Raw genomic sequence first — 17,627 nt, 5'->3', positions numbered from 1 at the left:
GGAATACGTAGCCCAGATCGACCCGGACGATTTCGTGCGCTGGATGTTCCCGCGCCTGTTCCGGGACCGCCTGCCCCGCTACGAGGCCCTCACCCGGCGCCACGGTTATACCATCAGCTCCGACGAGATCGCACAAGTACGCACCGAGGCCGATTTCAACCGTCTGATCGAACAGGCGCTGGATAGCCAGCGCCCGGAGCGCTGAAGCCACGGCATTCGCCATCCCTCATCACATACGCAGTCAGGACACCCGCCATGCCGCTCGTTGCCCACTCGGAACTGCCCACCTTCTCGCGTCTCAAGCAGGAAGGCCAGACGGTACTGCCCTCGGACTACGCCCTGAAGCAGGACATCCGCGCCATGCACATCGGGCTGCTGAACATGATGCCCGATGCCGCCCTGGCGGCCACGGAGCGCCAGTTCTGCCGCCTGGTGGGGGAAAGCAACCAGATCGCCCAGTTTTACATCCACCCCTTCACCCTGGACGCCCTGGAGCGGGGTCCCCAGGGGCAGGCGCATGTGGCCCGTTACTACGAGCCGCTGGAAAAGATCCAGGAGCAGGGGCTGGACGCCCTCATCATCACCGGGGCCAACGTCACCCAGCCGGACCTGTCCCTGGAGCCCTTCTGGGAACCTCTGGCCCAAGTCATCGACTGGGCCTACGCCAACGTCACCTCCACCTTGTGCTCCTGCCTGGCCACCCATGCGGTGATGCAGTTCCGCTACGGCCAGACCCGCAGCCCCCTACCCTCCAAACGCTGGGGGGTCTACCCCCATCGGGTGGTGGAGCGCACCCATCCCCTGGTGGCCGGGGTCAACACCCGCTTCGATGTCCCTCATTCGCGCTTCAATCACATCTCCCGGCAGCAGTTCGAGACTGCGGGCCTGAAGGTGCTGGTGGAAAGTGATGAAGCCGGAGTGCATCTGGCGGTGAGCGAAGACGAATTCCGTATCGTCTTCTTCCAGGGACATCCGGAGTACGACATCATCAGTCTGCTCAAGGAATACAAGCGGGAGGTGGCCCGCTATGCCCGGGGCGAGCGCAAGGACTATCCACCCTTCGTGGACAATTACTTCTGCCCCCGCAGCCAGGCCATCCTGGAAGAATACCGGGACCGCCTGGACCTGGCCCTGCAACGGGATACCGCGCCGCCGGACTTTCCGGAACAGCTGATCTGCGAGCACCTGGACAACACCTGGCATGATACCGCCGAGGCGGTGATCAACAACTGGATGGGGAACGTCTACCAGTACACCCACATCGACCGCAAGAAACCGTTCCGGGACGAGGTGGACCCCGATGACCCGCTGGGGCGGGTGAAGGCCTGAGTCGCCGCCCCCGCCCCAGCGCCCTCGGCAACGGGGCGGAGATATGCCCCCACTATGCCGCGCTCACCCGACTACCCATGGGCTCGCGGGCCTCCGGCGCCGCCTGCAGGGCCGCCAGGTGCTCCACATCCCACAGCTTCTCCAGCTGACGGGCCAGCATCCCCGGATCCCGCTGCCCGCCGACCCGCAGGCGCACATGGTAACGCCCGCCTTCCAGGCGCACGCTCATGTCCTGCACCTCGAACCCACGGGCACGCACGGTACGCAGGATCCGCTCAAGGCTGCCCTCGGCGGGGCGGGCGAACAACTGGAACTGATGGCTCATGCCACGTCCTCCTGAATCATCTGGTCATTGGACATGCCGGGCCCGACGATGGGCCAGACATTCTGTTCACGCTCAATGGGCAGGTGCAAAAGCAGCGGCCCGGGGGTTCCCAGGCAGGCCCGGATGGCCGCCTCCATGGCATCCGCCCCCTCAAAGCGGCGGGCCGGAATACCGAAGGCCTGGGCCACCTGAACGAAATCCGGGTTGTCGGAAAGATCCACCGAGGACAGACGACCCTCGTAGAACAGCGCCTGCTGCTGACGCACCATACCCAGGTACTGGTTGTCGAACAGCACGATCTTCACCGGCAACCCGTAGCGGCCCAGGGTGGCCAGCTCCTGCACGTTCATCATGAAGGAACCATCACCGCTGACGTTAACCACCCGAGCGTCGGGATGGGCCAGCTGGGCGCCGATGGCCGCCGGCAGGCCGAAACCCATAGCCCCCAGGCCGCCGCTGGTCAGGTGGCGGCGAGGATGGCTGAAACCGTAGTACTGGGCCACCCACATCTGGTGCTGCCCCACATCACAGGCCACATAGGTCTGATCCCCGGCCCGACGGGACAGGGCATCCAGGAACCGCAGGGCCGGAAAACCACCCTCGGGCCGCTGCGGCGGCAGCCTGAACCCCTCTGTCTGCCGAGATCGGGCACATTGGTCACGCCAGGCCTCGATGGCCAGCGGCCGGGCCAACCGCGGCAGCAGATGATTGAGGTCCCCCACCAGGGCCACTTCGGGAGGCCGCAGCTTGGCCATTTCCGCCGGGTCCACATCCAGGTGGATCACCTGAGCCTCGGGGGCGAATGCCGCCAGGCGGCCGGTAGCCCGGTCATCGAAACGGGCACCCACCACCACCAGCAAATCCGCGGCCTGCACCGCCCGGTTGGCGCAGGGGGCGCCATGCATGCCCAACATGCCCAGGTTGCGGGGATCATCGGGTGACAACAGACCGATCCCTTTCAGGGTGGTCACCACCGGCGCACCGGTACGGGCGACAAAATCACGGAACGCCGGCACCGCATGGCCCAGGGCGACACCGCCACCGGCATAGATCACCGGACGCCGGGCGGCGGCCAGCAGCTCGTGGGCACGCTCCAACGCATCCTCGTCCGGCGTACCGGCCTCGCCGGCTGCCTTCACGCCCGGGACGAAACCGGACAACCTGACAGACGCAAGTTGCACATCCTTGGGGATATCCACCCACACCGGCCCGGGACGCCCCTCCTGGGCCAGGTGAATGGCCTCTTCGAGGACCGCTTCCAGCTCACCCACATGGCGCACCAGATAGCTATGCTTGGTGATCGGCAGGCTCAGGCCCAGCACATCGGTCTCCTGGAAGGCATCGGTGCCCAGGAGGCTCGTGGGCACCTGACCGGTAATCACCAGCAGGGGAATGGAGTCCATGTGGGCATCGGCCACGGCAGTGATGAGATTGGTGGCCCCGGGTCCTGAAGTGGCGATGCAGACACCCAGGCGCCCGGAGGCACGGGCATAGCCGTTGGCGGCAAACGCCGCCCCCTGTTCGTGGCGGGTGAGAATATGGCGGATGGGCGAGGCATCCTGGGCCATGGCGTCGTAAAGGGGCATGATGGCGCCGCCGGGATAGCCGAACACCGTCTCTACCTGATGGCGCTTGAGCACCTCCAGAACGGCCCAGGCGCCGTTTCCGGGGCGGCCGTCCGGCGATCGGTGGGGTGAGGCGGTGTCGGCGTCGGCTGGCATGGCCGGTATCTCCTGCGGTGGCGGTCTGTTTGCGGGCGAAAAATGAACAATAAAAAACCCCGGGTTTTCAGGCCCGGGGTTTTTTGGATTCTGATCAGTGTTGCTGGATCGTCAGCGCAATAAGCCCCCGGGCCGTGGTGTGTCCACGACTACCAGTACCAGGAAGCTGACTACGCTGTGAATCATGTGTCTGGATTGCTCGGGTTTTGTTGAGAGCTTGAGCCTGATATTAGGCAGACATGACGAAGATCGCAAGGGAAAATCAGCCATTCACCCGACCGGCAGACAGGCGACGGCACGCCGCAGCACCGCGATCACCGGCTTGCGACCGGACACCCCCAGATACCGGGCCACCTCCTCCCAGGGGCGCTGCTGGACCACCCGCATCACCAGGGCATCCCGCTCCACCGTACCGGCGCCCTCCAGGGGTGCGGCGGCCCCCGCCAGGCCGCGGATCACCCCTGCACGCAAGGCAGGTAGGCAGGCCTCATGGACCCGCCGACCATGGGCGAAGGCGGCGAACACCCTGCGATCCTCACGGGATAACGGAGGGATGTCCAGGCCATGGAACAGGGAGGCCGCCAGGTCCGGGGCCATCGTCCGCAGGGGATCGGACAACAGCAGGGGCAGCGCGCGGCCAAACTCGGCCTGAACCTGATCCAGCATCCCCTGCCCCTCTGCGGTCAACGCCTGCAGCACGGTCACGGCCCAGCCGCCGCTGCTCACCTCCGGCTTCACCCCCACCCGCACGGGCATGAACCCCTGCCCGGACCAGAAACGCAGCAATGAAGTCGTGCCGCCGAAGCCGGCTCCGACCAGGTCGATACCGTCTTCACGTGCCTTCTCCACCAGGCACTGCACCAGTGCACGGCCCAATCCGCGCCCCTGAGCGGCAGGATGAACGGCGATGCGTACCACGCGCCGATAACGCAGCCGGCCGCCCTCGGGCGGCATGCCCCCGTACAGCATCAGGCTCACGGGCAGAAAATGCCCCTGAGGGCGGCGCTCGCCCTGCCATACGGCCCGGCACAGTCCCGCGTCCAGTTCACCTTCATCCGCCACCAGGGCCACGGCGGCCACCCGCCCCTGATATACCCAGGTGACCACCCGCAGACCAGGATCGTCAAGCATCCGTTGCAGATCCGACGGACGGGTGCGGTAATGGGCCAGGGTCAGCAGGCCGAAGATCTCTCTCAGCAAAACTTCATCCCCGGCCAGGCGCTCACGGGACCACGGCTTCAGCCCACAGGCCTCAGGCCGGGCACCGGCCATGGACGCATCCGGCACCGCTTGCGCGTCCAGCAACAGGCAGCGGGCCATGAGGGCTTCCAGCGGATCATCCGCGGCCCAGCGCGCCGGGGTTTCCAGATGCAGGTGACGGGTATCGGGCACGCGCTGCGCAAGGATGCGGAGAAAGCGCACGGCAAACCCCCGTCCGCCCCCCTCATAGCCGTGGACGGTACCCGTGAAGGCCATTGGACAGCCGGCCGCCAGACAGGCCTCCAGCCACTGATTCAGCCACTGCACGGGGATGCCTGCAGCCTCATCCACCAGCATCAGACCCGGGACCGGCTCGGGGATGCTATCGGGCGGGAAATACTGCAGCGTTGACGACCCCAGGCGCAGCCAGCCCGGCCCTCGCTCCACTGCGTCCGGGAGTAACCGTACGGCCTGCTCGAACAGCGGCCCCAGGGCCGAGAGCCGGGGCGCCGTCACACCGATATGGACACCATCGCCGCTTGGCCGGGAGGCCATCATGAGTCGTGCTGCGGCGATACCCAGGGCGGCGGTTTTGCCCCGACCGCGATCGGCCATGACCACCAGCGCCGTCGGTGTTCTGCCCGCAGTGAGAGTTTGCAGTGCCTGTACGGCATCGCGCTGATCCTCGGTCAGACAGGGGTCCTCGGCCGGCACGTGAGGGGAGCGGGCCTTCGGCACAGGCCACGATGGCAAGGCCGCGTCCGGCCCCATGATCGGCACATCGGCACAATGGAGTTGCTGCCGGAGACGGTGCAGAAACAGAGACGCCGGAGCACCTTCCGAAGCAGGCAGAATCAGCAACAGGACACCCCCACCCCTCACCGCCCCGGAGGCGGCGCCCAGGGCATCGGCGGACAGCCCGTCGACGGCATCGAAGACCAGGGCGTCCAGATCCCTGCCCAGCAGGCTGTCGGCCTGGGGTAACGGAACATGCTCGACGGCAACCGGGAGTCGCCCCCCGACCCAGACCACGCGGGCGTCGGCAGGCAGGGCTGCACACCACTGCGCGGCCTGAATCCTTGAAACATCATGGGCTTCCAGGCAGATCAGGTGGCGATGCAGAGAAGGAGATGGCGGCATGGCTACGTTTCCTTATGAAGCGGGGAGCGCATGGTCGATTGCCCTATTTGTGACGGAGTTTGCAATTTCCGGACAAATATCAAGAAATTGAAACGGAATAAAGGCAAATTAGTGATGGCGCCCCGCCAAGGCCGGGCGTATGATGAGAGGCGCAGTCGCCCTGTTATTCGCCATGCACGGAAGTCAGCCTGTATTCTCAAGGCCTCTACCGCCGCCGGGTACGGCAGGAACGCTGCGAGTATATTTTTTCCTACGAGGTAATACGCAGTGCTGACTGGTACCGTGAAGTGGTTCAATGAAGGCAAGGGCTTTGGTTTCATCACGCCCGACGACGGTGGCAAAGATATCTTTGTCCACTTCTCCGCAATCGAAGGCGGTGGTTTCAAGACCTTGGCCGAAGGCCAGAAGGTGAGTTTCGAAACCCAGAAAACTCCGAAAGGTCTGGCGGCTTCCAACGTCAAGCCCGCCTGAAGTCAGGGATGGCTGGATCCTGATCCGCATGGATCGTACTCGATCCGTCGGGTTGGTATACACCGAATCCGCAGACAGGAACCCCGCCATTGGCGGGGTTCTTCATTTGTGCTATCGATTCAGCAGCTTCTCGATCTGGGCAAAACTCTGCACCGGCCCCTCGGCAGAGATCTCCACCCCCAGCTGGCGCCCGATCTGAGTCAGCGAAAACACGCCCCGCACCACTTCCCGCCCGCTCTCGAACTCCACCACCAAGCCATGCTGACGTCCAGCCTCCCGCAAGGTGGTGACGACATCCCCGACCCGTGCCAGCACCACGTCGTAATGATCGATGGCGCTGATGTCGTTGCGGTGGGTCATCACATGCTTCACCGACAGCTCGTTGTGGGCAATGCGCTCATCGGACACCACCTTCACCGGGCGCTCACCCATGATGTCACGGGCGGTGACCACACCCTGGATCTGGTCGTCATCGGAGACCACGATCAAGAGACGCACCCCGGAGTGGATCATCTTCTGCAGCGCGGCATCCATGGCGGTTTCGGGAGAGACGGTCACGGCCTCCACCCGGCGAAAGTCCGTCATCACATCCACGGCCGGGTCTTCCAGGGTGACCCGCTGCGGCAACCCCTGACGGAAACGATGCACCACCGCGTCATCGGTGAGGGCATGGGAGGGAACAAGAGTGTAACGAGCCATCAAAACCTCCTGATCGTGGCGGGAAAACCCAGCCTTGTTGTTATGTAGCCTGCAACAGCGAGTCTAGCACGGCCCTCGGATCAGGCATCGAACAGGGCGCGTAGCTGGAGGCCGGGGTCCGGCGCCTTGACCAGGGCTTCGCCCACCAGGAAGGCATGCACCCCGGCCCGGCGCATGCGGGCTACGTCCTCGGGGGTGTGGATACCGCTCTCCGTCACCACCAGACGGTTCTTCGGGATGGCCGCCAGCAGATCCAGCGTGGTCTCCAGGCGGGTTTCGAAGGTTCGCAGGCTGCGATTGTTGATGCCGATGATGCAGACATCCAGGGCCAGGGCACGCGCCAGCTCATGGGCATCATGGACTTCCACCAGGACGTTCATGCCCAGATCATGGGAGAGCTTGAGCAACTCGGAGAGCCGGGCGTCGTCCAGGGCGGACACAATCAGGAGCACGCAATCGGCCCCCATCACCCGGGCCTCGTAGACCTGATAGGGGTCGATGATGAAGTCCTTGCGCAGCACCGGCAAGGTACAGGCGGCACGGGCATCTTCCAGATAGGCCTCATGCCCCTGGAAGAAGTCACGATCCGTCAGCACCGACAGACAGGCGGCGCCGTGCTGCGCATAGGTGCGGGCAATGGCCACGGGATCAAAGTCCTCCCGCAGCACGCCCTTGCTGGGGCTGGCCTTCTTGATCTCGGCGATCACCGCAGGCCGTCCCGCGTTCACCCTATCCTCCAGGGCCTGCAGGAAGGGACGCACCGCCGGGGCGGCGTCCACGAAACGAGCCAGATCCTCCAGGGAGGTCCGGGCACTGCGCTCATCCACCTCTTCGCGCTTGCGGGCCAGGATCTTCTTGAGAATATCAGGGGTATCGGTCATGGGGTTCACGCCTTCAGGGATTGGGAGACACGGGCCAACTCGTCCATGCGGGCCGCAGCAGCCCCACTGTCGATCACCTCGCCCGCACGCTGAACCCCCGCCGCCATGGAATCCGCCAGGCCCGCCACATGGATGGCGGCCCCGGCATTGAGCATGACGATGTCCCGCGCAGGTCCCGGCTCACCGGCAAAGACCCGACGGATCAGGGCCAGGCTCTCTTCGGCACTGCCCACCCGGACGGCATCCAGGGGGGTACGCCGCATGCCGAACTGTTCAGGGGCGATGATGCAGGTGGTCACCTCGCCGCCGCGCAGCTCCGCCACCCGGGTGGGTGCGCCGATACTGATCTCGTCCAGGCCGTCCTCCGCATGCACCACCATCACATGCCGGCTACCCAGCAGCCTGAGCACCTGGGCCAGAGGCTCCAGCCAGTGGGTGCTGAACACCCCCAGCACCTGATTGGGGGCGCCGGCCGGATTGGTCAACGGTCCCAGCACGTTGAACAGGGTGCGCACGCCCATCTCCCGCCGGGGACCCACCGCGTGCTTCATGGCGCCGTGGTGCTTGGGGGCGAACAGGAAACCCACGCCCACCTGGTTGATGCACTGGGCCACCTGCTCCGGAGCCAGTTCCAGGTTGACCCCGGCGGCCTCCAGCACGTCGGCACTGCCGGACTTGCTGGAAACGGAGCGGTTACCGTGCTTGGCCACCCGCCCACCGGCGGCCGCCACCACGAAGGCGGAGGCGGTGGAGATGTTGAAACTGCCGGAGGCGTCACCCCCCGTGCCGCAGGTATCCACCAGGTGCTCGGCTTCCACATCGACCCGGGTGGCCAATTCACGCATCACCGAGGCGGCGGCGGCCACTTCATCCACCGTCTCCCCTTTCATGCGCAGCCCGACCAGGAAGCCGCCCATCTGGGCGGGGGTGGCCTCGCCGGTCATGATCCGGCGCATGACGTGGACCATCTCGGGTCCGGAAAGGTCGCGATGTTCAGTGACTGCGCGAATGGCTTCCTGCATGTTCATGGTGTAGCCCGCCCCCTGTCGTCGTGTGTCGTTGGATTGTTGCGGCCACCCGAGGATGGGTCAACCCGGGCCGGGGCCTCCAGAAAGTTTCTCAGCAGGTCGTGGCCATGCTGGGTCAAGATGGATTCCGGGTGAAACTGAACCCCTTCCACGTCCAGGGTGCGGTGGCGCACCCCCATGATCTCGTCCAGCGCCCCAGCCGGGGTCTCGGTCCAGGCAGTGACCTCCAGGCAGTCCGGGAGGGAGGCCTTTTCGATCACCAGGGAGTGGTAACGGGTGGCCTCGAAGGGATTGGCCAACCCCCGGAACACCCCCATGTCCTTGTGATGGATCATGGAAGTCTTACCGTGCATGATCTCCCGGGCATGCACGATGCGGCCGCCGAAGGCCTGGCCGATGGACTGGTGCCCCAGGCAGACCCCCAGGATGGGGACCCTGCCGGCAAAACGACGGATGGCGGCCAGGGAGATGCCCGCCTGATCCGGGGCACAAGGGCCCGGGGAGATGAAGATCCGCGCCGGGGCCAGGGCCTCGATCTCGTCCAGGGTGATGGCGTCGTTGCGCCGCACCTCCACATCGGCCCCCAACTCGCCCAGATACTGGACCAGGTTGTAGGTGAAGGAATCGTAGTTGTCGATCATCAGCAGCATGTGTGCCGTACCCCAGTAGGTTGGCCGGGAGATGGAAAGGGCGGCGACAGCGGTATCAGGATCGGCCCTTGCCGCGCATCGAGGCGGGCTGGATCTCCAGCCCCGACTCCGCCATGGCCACGGCACGGAACACGGCACGGCCCTTGTTCATGGTCTCGGCCCATTCGTTGTCGGGCACGGAATCATGGACCACGCCGGCGCCGGCCTGGATATGCAGGATCTGGTCTTTGATCACGGCGGTGCGGATGGCGATGGCGGTGTCCATGTTGCCCTGCCAGGACAGGTAGCCCACGGCACCGGAGTAGATGCCCCGTTTCACCGGCTCCAGTTCGTCGATGATCTCCATGGCGCGGATCTTGGGGGCACCGCTCACGGTACCCGCCGGGAAGGTGGCCCGCAGCACGTCCATGGCGGTCATGCCGGGCCGCAGCCGGCCCACCACGTTGGAGACGATGTGCATGACGTGGGAGTAGCGTTCCACCACCATGCGCTCGGTGAGTTGGACGCTACCGATGCGGGAGACGCGACCGGCGTCATTGCGGCCCAGGTCGATGAGCATGAGGTGTTCGGCGATTTCCTTGGGATCGGCGAGCAGGTCCTGCTCCAGGGCCCGGTCATCGGCCTCATCCTCGCCGCGGGGGCGGGTGCCGGCAATGGGTCTCACCGTGACCACCTCGTCCTCCAGGCGCACCAAAATCTCCGGGGAGGAGCCCACCACGTGGTGATCGCCCAGGTCCAGGTAGAACATGTAGGGGGAAGGATTGAGACTGCGCAAAGCCCGATAGAGATCCAGGGGGCGGGCACCGTAGGGAATGGAGAGGCGCTGGGACAGCACCACCTGCATTACATCTCCATCGACGATGTACTGCTTGCAGCGATCCACCGCCGCCTTGAAGCCATCCTCGGTAAAGCCGGAGATGAAGTCCGACTCGCTGACCTTGCGGGGCGCGGGGTGGACCGGCGGCAGATGGGTGATCCGGCGCAGTTTTTCGTGCAGTTCCTCCAGGCGTCGCTCGGCGGACTCACGTTCCCCGGCACCGGCATGGACCACCAGGTAAAGCCGTCCCGCCAGGTTGTCGTAGACCACCACCTCGTCGGAGACCATGAGCAGGATGTCGGGCACACCCAGGGGGTCAGGCTTCTCAACGCCCCCCAGGCGGGGCTCGATGTAGCGTATGGTGTCGTAACCGAAATAACCCACGAGCCCCCCGGTGAAACGGGGTTGATCCGCCAGATCAGGCACCCGGAAGCGGGTCTGGAAGGTCTCGATCCAAGCCAGCGGATCGTCCACCCGGATCTCTTCCACCACCTGGCCGGACTCCTCCACGCAGATCTGATGCCCGCAGACCCGTACCACGGTACGGGCGGGCAGACCGACGAAGGAATAACGGCCCCATTTCTCGCCCCCCTGGACGGACTCCAACAGGTAGGAATAGGGACCGGAACCCAGCTTCAGGTAGGTGCTCAGGGGGGTGTCGAGATCGGCCAGGACCTCGCGGACCAGGGGGATGCGGTTGTAACCCTGGCGGATCAGATCATCGAATTGTTCGGGACTCATGGGACATTTCCGGTGGACAGGTCGGCACAGTGGGTGGACAGGCTGCTGTCACCCACGCCATCGCGTCGACCGGACTAGAATGAGAATCCCAGGCATCAGGCTATCTGCTCCATGAGCCCCGGCAGTTGATCGAGGCTGTCGATGACCGAATCCGGCTTCTGCTCCCGGATATCCTGGCCGTGATTATAACCATAAGTGACGCACACAATGCCAAATCCGGCGGCACGGGCGGCCTTCACGTCGCTGCGGGAATCCCCCACCATGAGGGCATCCTTGGGATGGACGTCAAACTGATGGGCGGCATACAGCAGAGGCGCCGGATCGGGCTTCTTCTGCGGCAGGGTATCGCCGGCCACCACCAGTTCGAAAAAGTGATCGATCTCCATGGCCCGCAGCAGGGGCGCCGTGAACCGGGCCGGCTTGTTGGTCACGCAGCCCAGCCGCAGGCCGGACTGTGCCAGGACCTCCAGACCTTCGCGCACGCCGGGATAGAGCCGGCTGCGGCCGGTGTTGTTGTCCCGGTAGATCTCCATGAACAGGGCCAGCGCCCGTTCGTAGAGATCCGCGGCAGGCTCGGCCTCCATGTCGCCGGTAAGGGCGCGCTTGACCAGGCGCTCCACCCCGTTACCCACCCAGAGGCGCACCTTGGCCTCGCCCCGCACGGGCATGCCCAAGGCCTCCATCATACGGTCCACGCTGAAACTCAGGTCCGGCACGCTGTCCACCAGGGTACCGTCCAGGTCGATGAGCACCATCTTGGGCTGCGGAATCGTCATGGGCTTCATACCTTGGCCAATTCAGCCCGCATGGCGGCGATGATACTGTCATAGCGGCTCGGGTCTTCTTTCCGGGCGGCGCCGAAGATGGCGGAGCCGGCCACGAAGGTATCGGCACCGGCGGCCTTGATCTTAGCGATGTTGTCCACCTTCACGCCGCCGTCGACCTCCAGACGGATATCCAGCCCGGACTCATCGATGCGGCGGCGGGCCTCCTTGAGCTTTGCCAGCGTGGCGGGAATGAAGCTCTGGCCGCCGAAGCCCGGGTTCACGGACATGAGCAGGATCATGTCCACCTTGTCCATCACGTAGTCCAGGTAGGACAGCGGGGTGGCGGGATTGAACACCAGGCCGGCCTTGCAGCCCTCGCTGCGGATCAACTGCAGGGTGCGGTCGATGTGCTCGGAGGCCTCGGGATGAAAGGTGATGTAGTCGGCACCGGCCTTGGCAAAATCGGGGATGATGCGGTCCACCGGCTTGACCATGAGATGCACATCGATGGGCGCAGTGACGCCGTGCTTGCGCAGGGCCTCGCACACCAGGGGGCCGATGGTCAGGTTGGGGACATAGTGGTTGTCCATCACATCGAAATGGACGATGTCCGCACCGGCGGCCAGCACCTGAGTGACTTCCTCACCCAGCCGGGCGAAGTCGGCGGAGAGGATGGAGGGCGCGATCAGATCAGGTTTTGCCATGGGTCTTTGCCTCGTTATTGTCGGCCATCCCCGCGCCCGACAGGGACCGGGCGGAGATAACGTTATTCGGTTTGCTTCCTTGGGTGGTGGAGGCAATGTAACCCAAGGCGCCGGGAAAATTAAGCATGGGGTGATGATGCACGGCCGGAGAATCACCCAGGAGGGACCGTACGCATCGGCGGATGAGTTCTATAATTCCTGCAACGCTGTTTCTGGCCTGCCACATCCGGGCTTCGCGTGCCGCGGCCGGACGCGCCGTGGTTGGCGAATGTTTCTCTGGCTTGCCGATGTTCAATCAATACTCACCACCCGACGGCCACATCTCCGGCGCAAAGCGTACCACCTGATTGCGACCGTTCTCCTTGGCCGCGTATAGGGCCACGTCGGCGTATTTGAGCACCTGCCAGAAGGCCTGGGCGTCGTCCGGGTAGGCGGCAAGGCCGATGGAGAGGGTCTTGTGGAGCTCGCCGCCGGCCACCTTGAAGGGGTGAGCCTCCACGGCCCGGCGGATCTTGTTGGCCACATCCATCGCCGCCTCGGCACCGGTGTCCAGGAGGATGATCATGAATTCCTCGCCGCCGTAGCGGATGACCAGATCGGATTCGCGCAGGTGGGCCTGGAAAATCTGGGCCAGTTCCCGCAGTATTTCGTCGCCCACATCGTGCCCGTAGGTGTCATTCACGGTCTTGAAATAATCCAAGTCCAGCATCAGCAGCGTCATGGGCATCTGACGGCGCTTGCACTGGGCCACCAGGCTGTCGGAATACTCCTCCAGAAAACGGCGGTTGTGCAGGCCGGTCATGGCGTCCTTGAGGCTGGATTCCCTCAGGCTGGCCATCAGGCCCTTGGCCTGAAGCACCGGCGCCGCTTCCCGCAGATAGGCGCTGATCAAGGGGCGGGCACGGATCAGCGCCGGGATGTTCTGGGGCGCCACCACCAATTGCACCACGCTGCCCACGCCGCCGGACTGGATGATGGGCAGGCACAGATAGCTGTACCCGTCGGCCAAGGCCTCGCTGGCGAAGGCACGGCACAGGTGGCGGTTCTCGACGCCATCGATGGCATGACCGGTGCGCACGGCCCGGCAGGTGGTGCAGTGTTCCAGGATGTCGGGGTGGCACCAACGAATGTCGTCGCGAGTCACCCCGTCCACGATCACCGTATCCATCAAGCGCTTGTCCCGGTCCACCTGGTAGATGGAGAAATGCTCCATGCCGAATTCGGTGTGCAGGACCTCACTGATGCGGACGAACACCTCCTCGGTGTTCTGGTCCTCCTCGATGGCCTGCTTGAACTGGGCCACCTTCACCAGGCCCGAGACCGTGGCGGCGGTCTCCTCCAGCAGATTGGCCTTGGGGTCCGGAATGGTATTGACCAACTGGGCCACATGGTCGCGGATCTCGGTCAACTTGTGGGTGATGGCGTCGGCCATCTGGTTGAAGTGGTTCGCGATCTGCCCGATCTCGTCACGGCTGCGACTGCGCACCCGTTGACTGAAGTCTCCACCGCTGGCCAGGCTGGCGGCCTTGCGAACCTCTTGGGTGGTCTCCACCAGAGGACGAAGCAGACGCCCCAGAAAGATCATGGACAGCACGGCGAACAGGCCCATGATGACCACCAGGAACAGGGCCGCGCCTATGCCGGCGGTCTTCATGTGGTCCACGGAGACAGTCAGTGTGACAGCGCCCAGGGCGACACCCTCAGGGGCCTGATGGCAGGCCATGCAGTTGATGTCTCCATTGGAGGAAGCGATGTAGGGAATCGTGGCCCGGAACTCATCGCCGAGCAGTCCGCCGATCAACCCGAAGTAAGGCTCGCCACTGGCCAGCACCCGGCGGTCGATATCATCGGCCTGGGTCTCCATCGGCAGGCCTTCGCCGTGCTGTGCGATGACCCGTTCCCCACGGATCACCCGCACCTCGTTAAGGCTGTTCACCTCCGCCAACCGCCGCAGCATGGAGGCCCGCCGGTCAATGGTGCCATTGAGCATGGCCTCGGTGAGGGAGACACGGATCATCTCCGCCGCCGTGCGGGTGTGCTCGGTGGCCGAGCGCATGGAGAAATCCCGGATCAGCGCCATGCTGGACAGACCGATGACCAGCATCATGGCGAGCATGACCACGAGCAGGGCACCCATGGCCTTGGTTTGCAAGCGGCTGCTGGTCACTGGAAACCTCGCGACCCCATAGCGGGGTAAATCTCTCCATTGTACGCCCTCAAGGCCCGGTTTACCTGGGGCTATCGGAATCTCAAGCCGGAGTACAGGACGAATAAACACCGTTTTTCCGTCCGGCCCAAGGTCCAATGCATGCTACCGCAGCGACAGCGGTCGCCCCAGTCGCTCTTCAGGTGTCCAGGCGGAAATGAAAGGGCGAGGGAAAGCTGTTGCAAGGCCTTTAACCTACAATTCTAGTCGGGCATAACGCGGGATGCCTGCCATACTCGGAATGAGCCAATTGAGTATGACTTCACTCGCCGGCCGCCCTGGGGACACCGAAAGACCGGAAGCGTGTCGGGCTTGAGCGATCGTCACGAGCCGAATGCGGAAGCTGAAGCGGTGACGGATTCGACCATTCTTGAGGCCCACGGTGGCCTCCTGCGACGAAGGGGCGGATATCGGGGGCTACCGGACGGATACTCACTGCACTGAAGATCGATCGATCGTTTATTGCCACGATGGCGGTGGCCCCCAAGGGGATGAGCATCGTCTCGACGATCACTTCTCTTGCTCATTCACTGGATGTGAAGGTCATCGCCGAGGGCGTGGAGACCGAGGATCAGGCGGCTTCCTTGAGGCGTTAGCACTGCGACGAGTTGCAGGACTTCCTGATCAGCCGGCCATTGCCACCAGAACAAGTGCCTGCGTTTCTGCACAAACATTGTTCCAAACCGCCCGCCGCCCAAACGTCGCATGGTTAACCCGCAACTTTACACAAGCCAGCACTGGGGCTCGTGCCGTCGAATTATTGACACCATAAAACGCGCCATCACGAGTAGTAGCGCCTTTACTGACGGAGCCGTCCTAGCAATGCCTCGAAATCGTCCTGGCATAGGGGTTTGGAAAACAGGTAGCCCTGGGCGTAGTCGCAGCCCTCACGGGCCAGGAATTGCAACTGTGCCTCCCTTTCCACACCCTCAGCAACCACCTGAATGTCTATGGCGTGAGCCATACCGATAATGGCCTTCAGTATGCGGTCGGCATCACCATCCTGGCCGGTCTTATTGATCAGTGTCCTGCCCACCTTGATACTACCCACTTGGCAGTCTTGAAGCGCGGCGATGGAGAACGGCTCAATGCCAAAATCGTCGATAGCCAAGCGTAGCCGCAAATCTGCCAAACCACAGCTCTCGACCGGATCGATACCGCAGGCGACGAGGTTGCTCAGGGAAATGGGGGTCAGTTCAATGGTGATCCGGCTGCCCTCGAGATCACTTTCCATCAACCGCGCCCACCATTGTTCCACGAGGGTTGGGGTGAAAAAGGAGGCGGGTGACTCGTTAATGTGGATCGGAAAGGGCTCGTCCTCCTGGTTGCGCCACCGGAGCGAGCAGGTCACAGCCTGCTTCAGGACATAGCTATTGATACTGTCCATCATGCCGTCGGGTTCGGCAATGATGAGAAAGGTGGCCGGAGTGAGTTGCCCCTTGTCCGGATGATTCCATCGGAGCAAGGCCTCCGCCCTGGATATGGCTCCCGTGCGGATGTCAATGATGGGCTGGTAGTAAACCTCTAGTTGGTCCTCCCTGATGGCATCGCCCAGTTCCCTGTGCAGCCGCATGCGCTCTGACTCGTTCGGCTCCATCCAGGACTGATAGATCTGAATCTGGTGGCCCCCCTGCTTCTTGGCGGCGTACATGGCCTGATCGGCATTGTGCATCAACTGGTCGCCATCCTTGCCATCATCGGGGAACAGGGTCAGGCCGATGCTACCGGAAAGGTGAACTCGTTGGGAATCCACGTCAAACGCCCGTTCAAGATCGGCCAGCAGTGCCTTGGCCGCCCTCATGGCACCTTCCCTGCCAGTGTTTTTGAGAATGACGGTGAATTCGTCTCCGCCGAGACGAGCCACGGTATCCACGGTCCGGACGTTTTTGGCTAACCGCTTGGCCACCTGCTCCAGCAGGCGGTCGCCGGCCTTATGGCCCAGCCGGTCATTGGCCTCCTTGAAGCGGTCCAGGTCAATGAACAGCAGCGCAAAGGAGCGATCACCTCGTTCGGCCTCCAGCAAGCACTGCCCGAGCCGATCCTGGAACAGACGCCGATTGGGGATGCCCGTGAGCGAATCGAAATTAGCGCTTCGCCAGACCTGATGTTCGGCCTTTTTGCGCGCAGTGATGTTCCGTGACATCAGGGCGACGGCTTCCACTTCATCCCGGTCGTTACACACCGGGATAAATTGTGAGTCAAAGTACAATTCTCGGCCTGACGGCAAATGGCCATGAAAATCCCCGCGCTGGGGCTGACTGGTGGCAACGGTTGCGGCAATCGCATCGTGTACCTGGGTAGCAAAGGCCAGACCCAACTCAAGCGCAGTTTTGCCAACGTGGTCCTGGGCCGGCGTACCGACCAGATTGGCCATCGGCTTGTTAAGGACCAGGAGCTTGCCGTCGGGATCGAATAGGGCGAAGGGGTCGGGGGAGACGTTCAGTACGGCTTCGAACAGGCGTTTGTCCTGGTCTTTGCGAGCGGAATAGCTCGACACCGAGCTGGCGATCAACTGGTCGATGGCCTCGTTGAAACGCACCAGATCGTAGATGTCCTCGGTGGTGAGGCCCTGCTGCTCATCGCCCCAGAGCCGGGTTACTCGCTCCCGCAGCGCCCGCAGTTCCAGTATGACCTGTAGGAGGGTCATGCCCTGCTCCAGGCGGCCAAGGCCATGTTGCTCACCGGCGAAGGAAACGGGGATTACGGCGTTGCCAAGGGACTTGCGGGTCGACTCTTCCGTGGTCTGGGCCGTCAACAGGTCCTGGATGATGAACTGCAGCATCTCCCGGGCATGGTCCCTCAGGGAGATGCTTTCTTCGCCTAAAGATTCCCGGGCGAGTTCCAGCGCGGCCTCTTCCCAGTCTTCAAGCAACCGATCCATTTGCGTCTGGAGAAATTGGGCAAGCTTCATGGCCGTTCCCAAGGGATTTGCTGGCGAGTGTTCACGG

General features: G+C 63.7%; 16 protein-coding genes and 1 pseudogene. 4 read left to right on the top strand and 13 right to left on the bottom strand.

Features of this window, described 5'->3' with window-relative positions:
• Positions 1-205 (top strand): annotated as a pseudogene (locus tag LQ952_RS12850) (ATPase); the annotation flags it as partial.
• A gap of 50 nt (positions 206-255) precedes the next feature.
• Positions 256-1,329 (top strand): homoserine O-succinyltransferase MetA, encoded by a 1,074-nt coding sequence (gene metA, locus LQ952_RS12845; protein ID WP_238623036.1) that lies wholly within the window; start codon positions 256-258, stop codon positions 1,327-1,329.
• Between the two features lie 52 nt (positions 1,330-1,381).
• Here metA and LQ952_RS12840 read toward each other — a convergent pair whose 3' ends face one another.
• The 3 genes from LQ952_RS12840 to LQ952_RS12830 form a co-directional block, all read right to left on the bottom strand.
• Positions 1,382-1,654, bottom strand: coding sequence for an ACT domain-containing protein (locus LQ952_RS12840; protein ID WP_238623035.1), 273 nt, complete (start codon positions 1,652-1,654; stop codon positions 1,382-1,384).
• Positions 1,651-3,375, bottom strand: coding sequence for an acetolactate synthase 2 catalytic subunit (gene ilvG, locus LQ952_RS12835; RefSeq protein WP_238623034.1), 1,725 nt, complete (start codon positions 3,373-3,375; stop codon positions 1,651-1,653). The genes LQ952_RS12840 and ilvG overlap by 4 nt, the downstream gene beginning before the upstream one ends.
• A gap of 270 nt (positions 3,376-3,645) precedes the next feature.
• A complete protein-coding gene (locus tag LQ952_RS12830) occupies positions 3,646-5,715 on the bottom strand; it encodes a tRNA(Met) cytidine acetyltransferase TmcA (RefSeq protein WP_238623033.1) in 2,070 nt (689 codons plus the stop codon).
• A gap of 267 nt (positions 5,716-5,982) precedes the next feature.
• Between LQ952_RS12830 and LQ952_RS12825 the strand changes: the two genes are divergently transcribed.
• Entirely contained in the window at positions 5,983-6,186 is a 204-nt protein-coding gene (locus tag LQ952_RS12825) for a cold-shock protein (protein WP_238623032.1), read from the top strand.
• Positions 6,187-6,297: 111 nt separating this feature from the next.
• On the opposite strand, the gene LQ952_RS12820 is transcribed toward LQ952_RS12825, so the two are convergent.
• From LQ952_RS12820 to LQ952_RS12780, 9 genes are all read right to left on the bottom strand, one after another.
• A complete protein-coding gene (locus LQ952_RS12820; RefSeq protein ID WP_238623031.1) occupies positions 6,298-6,885 on the bottom strand; it encodes a CBS domain-containing protein in 588 nt (195 codons plus the stop codon).
• Positions 6,886-6,965: 80 nt separating this feature from the next.
• Positions 6,966-7,766: an indole-3-glycerol phosphate synthase TrpC gene (gene trpC, locus LQ952_RS12815; protein ID WP_238623030.1), complete on the bottom strand. Its 801-nt coding sequence runs from the start codon at positions 7,764-7,766 to the stop codon at positions 6,966-6,968.
• A gap of 5 nt (positions 7,767-7,771) precedes the next feature.
• Positions 7,772-8,794, bottom strand: coding sequence for an anthranilate phosphoribosyltransferase (gene trpD / locus LQ952_RS12810; RefSeq protein ID WP_238623029.1), 1,023 nt, complete (start codon positions 8,792-8,794; stop codon positions 7,772-7,774).
• Positions 8,791-9,444 (bottom strand): aminodeoxychorismate/anthranilate synthase component II, encoded by a 654-nt coding sequence (locus LQ952_RS12805; RefSeq protein WP_238623028.1) that lies wholly within the window; start codon positions 9,442-9,444, stop codon positions 8,791-8,793. The genes trpD and LQ952_RS12805 overlap by 4 nt, the downstream gene beginning before the upstream one ends.
• A 55-nt stretch (positions 9,445-9,499) precedes the next feature.
• Positions 9,500-11,002: an anthranilate synthase component I gene (gene trpE / locus LQ952_RS12800; protein ID WP_238623027.1), complete on the bottom strand. Its 1,503-nt coding sequence runs from the start codon at positions 11,000-11,002 to the stop codon at positions 9,500-9,502.
• A gap of 95 nt (positions 11,003-11,097) precedes the next feature.
• Positions 11,098-11,778 (bottom strand): phosphoglycolate phosphatase, encoded by a 681-nt coding sequence (locus LQ952_RS12795; RefSeq protein ID WP_238623026.1) that lies wholly within the window; start codon positions 11,776-11,778, stop codon positions 11,098-11,100.
• 5 nt (positions 11,779-11,783) lie between these two features.
• Positions 11,784-12,473 (bottom strand): ribulose-phosphate 3-epimerase, encoded by a 690-nt coding sequence (gene rpe / locus LQ952_RS12790; protein WP_238623025.1) that lies wholly within the window; start codon positions 12,471-12,473, stop codon positions 11,784-11,786.
• Positions 12,460-12,768 (bottom strand): hypothetical protein, encoded by a 309-nt coding sequence (locus LQ952_RS12785; protein WP_238623024.1) that lies wholly within the window; start codon positions 12,766-12,768, stop codon positions 12,460-12,462. The genes rpe and LQ952_RS12785 overlap by 14 nt, the downstream gene beginning before the upstream one ends.
• The gene (locus LQ952_RS12780; protein WP_238623023.1) at positions 12,769-14,640 is read right to left on the bottom strand and encodes a sensor domain-containing diguanylate cyclase; all 1,872 of its coding nucleotides are present in this window, start codon (positions 14,638-14,640) and stop codon (positions 12,769-12,771) included.
• A 446-nt stretch (positions 14,641-15,086) separates the two neighbouring features.
• Here LQ952_RS12780 and LQ952_RS12775 point away from each other — a divergent pair, with 446 nt between their 5' ends.
• The gene (locus LQ952_RS12775; protein ID WP_347402085.1) at positions 15,087-15,275 is read left to right on the top strand and encodes an EAL domain-containing protein; all 189 of its coding nucleotides are present in this window, start codon (positions 15,087-15,089) and stop codon (positions 15,273-15,275) included.
• 203 nt (positions 15,276-15,478) lie between these two features.
• Here the strand turns inward: LQ952_RS12775 and LQ952_RS12770 are convergent, their stop codons facing one another.
• Positions 15,479-17,590: a putative bifunctional diguanylate cyclase/phosphodiesterase gene (locus LQ952_RS12770; RefSeq protein ID WP_238623021.1), complete on the bottom strand. Its 2,112-nt coding sequence runs from the start codon at positions 17,588-17,590 to the stop codon at positions 15,479-15,481.
• Between the last annotated feature and the right edge of the window lie 37 nt (positions 17,591-17,627).

It is taken from the genome of Ectothiorhodospira lacustris (genome assembly GCF_022227785.1).
Taxonomy (GTDB): domain Bacteria; phylum Pseudomonadota; class Gammaproteobacteria; order Ectothiorhodospirales; family Ectothiorhodospiraceae; genus Ectothiorhodospira; species Ectothiorhodospira lacustris.
This window is presented reverse-complemented; position numbering and strand designations above follow the sequence as displayed.

What these genes read in the sequence shown, in the direction of transcription:
- metA (WP_238623036.1), top strand. Translation starts at nt 256, where the DNA reads ATGCCGCTCGTTGCCCACTCGGAACTGCCCACCTTCTCGCGTCTCAAG.
- LQ952_RS12840 (WP_238623035.1), bottom strand. Translation starts at nt 1,654, where the DNA reads ATGAGCCATCAGTTCCAGTTGTTCGCCCGCCCCGCCGAGGGCAGCCTT.
- ilvG (WP_238623034.1), bottom strand. Translation starts at nt 3,375, where the DNA reads ATGCCAGCCGACGCCGACACCGCCTCACCCCACCGATCGCCGGACGGC.
- LQ952_RS12830 (WP_238623033.1), bottom strand. Translation starts at nt 5,715, where the DNA reads ATGCCGCCATCTCCTTCTCTGCATCGCCACCTGATCTGCCTGGAAGCC.
- LQ952_RS12820 (WP_238623031.1), bottom strand. Translation starts at nt 6,885, where the DNA reads ATGGCTCGTTACACTCTTGTTCCCTCCCATGCCCTCACCGATGACGCG.
- trpC (WP_238623030.1), bottom strand. Translation starts at nt 7,766, where the DNA reads ATGACCGATACCCCTGATATTCTCAAGAAGATCCTGGCCCGCAAGCGC.
- trpD (WP_238623029.1), bottom strand. Translation starts at nt 8,794, where the DNA reads ATGAACATGCAGGAAGCCATTCGCGCAGTCACTGAACATCGCGACCTT.
- LQ952_RS12805 (WP_238623028.1), bottom strand. Translation starts at nt 9,444, where the DNA reads ATGCTGCTGATGATCGACAACTACGATTCCTTCACCTACAACCTGGTC.
- trpE (WP_238623027.1), bottom strand. Translation starts at nt 11,002, where the DNA reads ATGAGTCCCGAACAATTCGATGATCTGATCCGCCAGGGTTACAACCGC.
- LQ952_RS12795 (WP_238623026.1), bottom strand. Translation starts at nt 11,778, where the DNA reads ATGACGATTCCGCAGCCCAAGATGGTGCTCATCGACCTGGACGGTACC.
- rpe (WP_238623025.1), bottom strand. Translation starts at nt 12,473, where the DNA reads ATGGCAAAACCTGATCTGATCGCGCCCTCCATCCTCTCCGCCGACTTC.
- LQ952_RS12770 (WP_238623021.1), bottom strand. Translation starts at nt 17,590, where the DNA reads ATGAAGCTTGCCCAATTTCTCCAGACGCAAATGGATCGGTTGCTTGAA.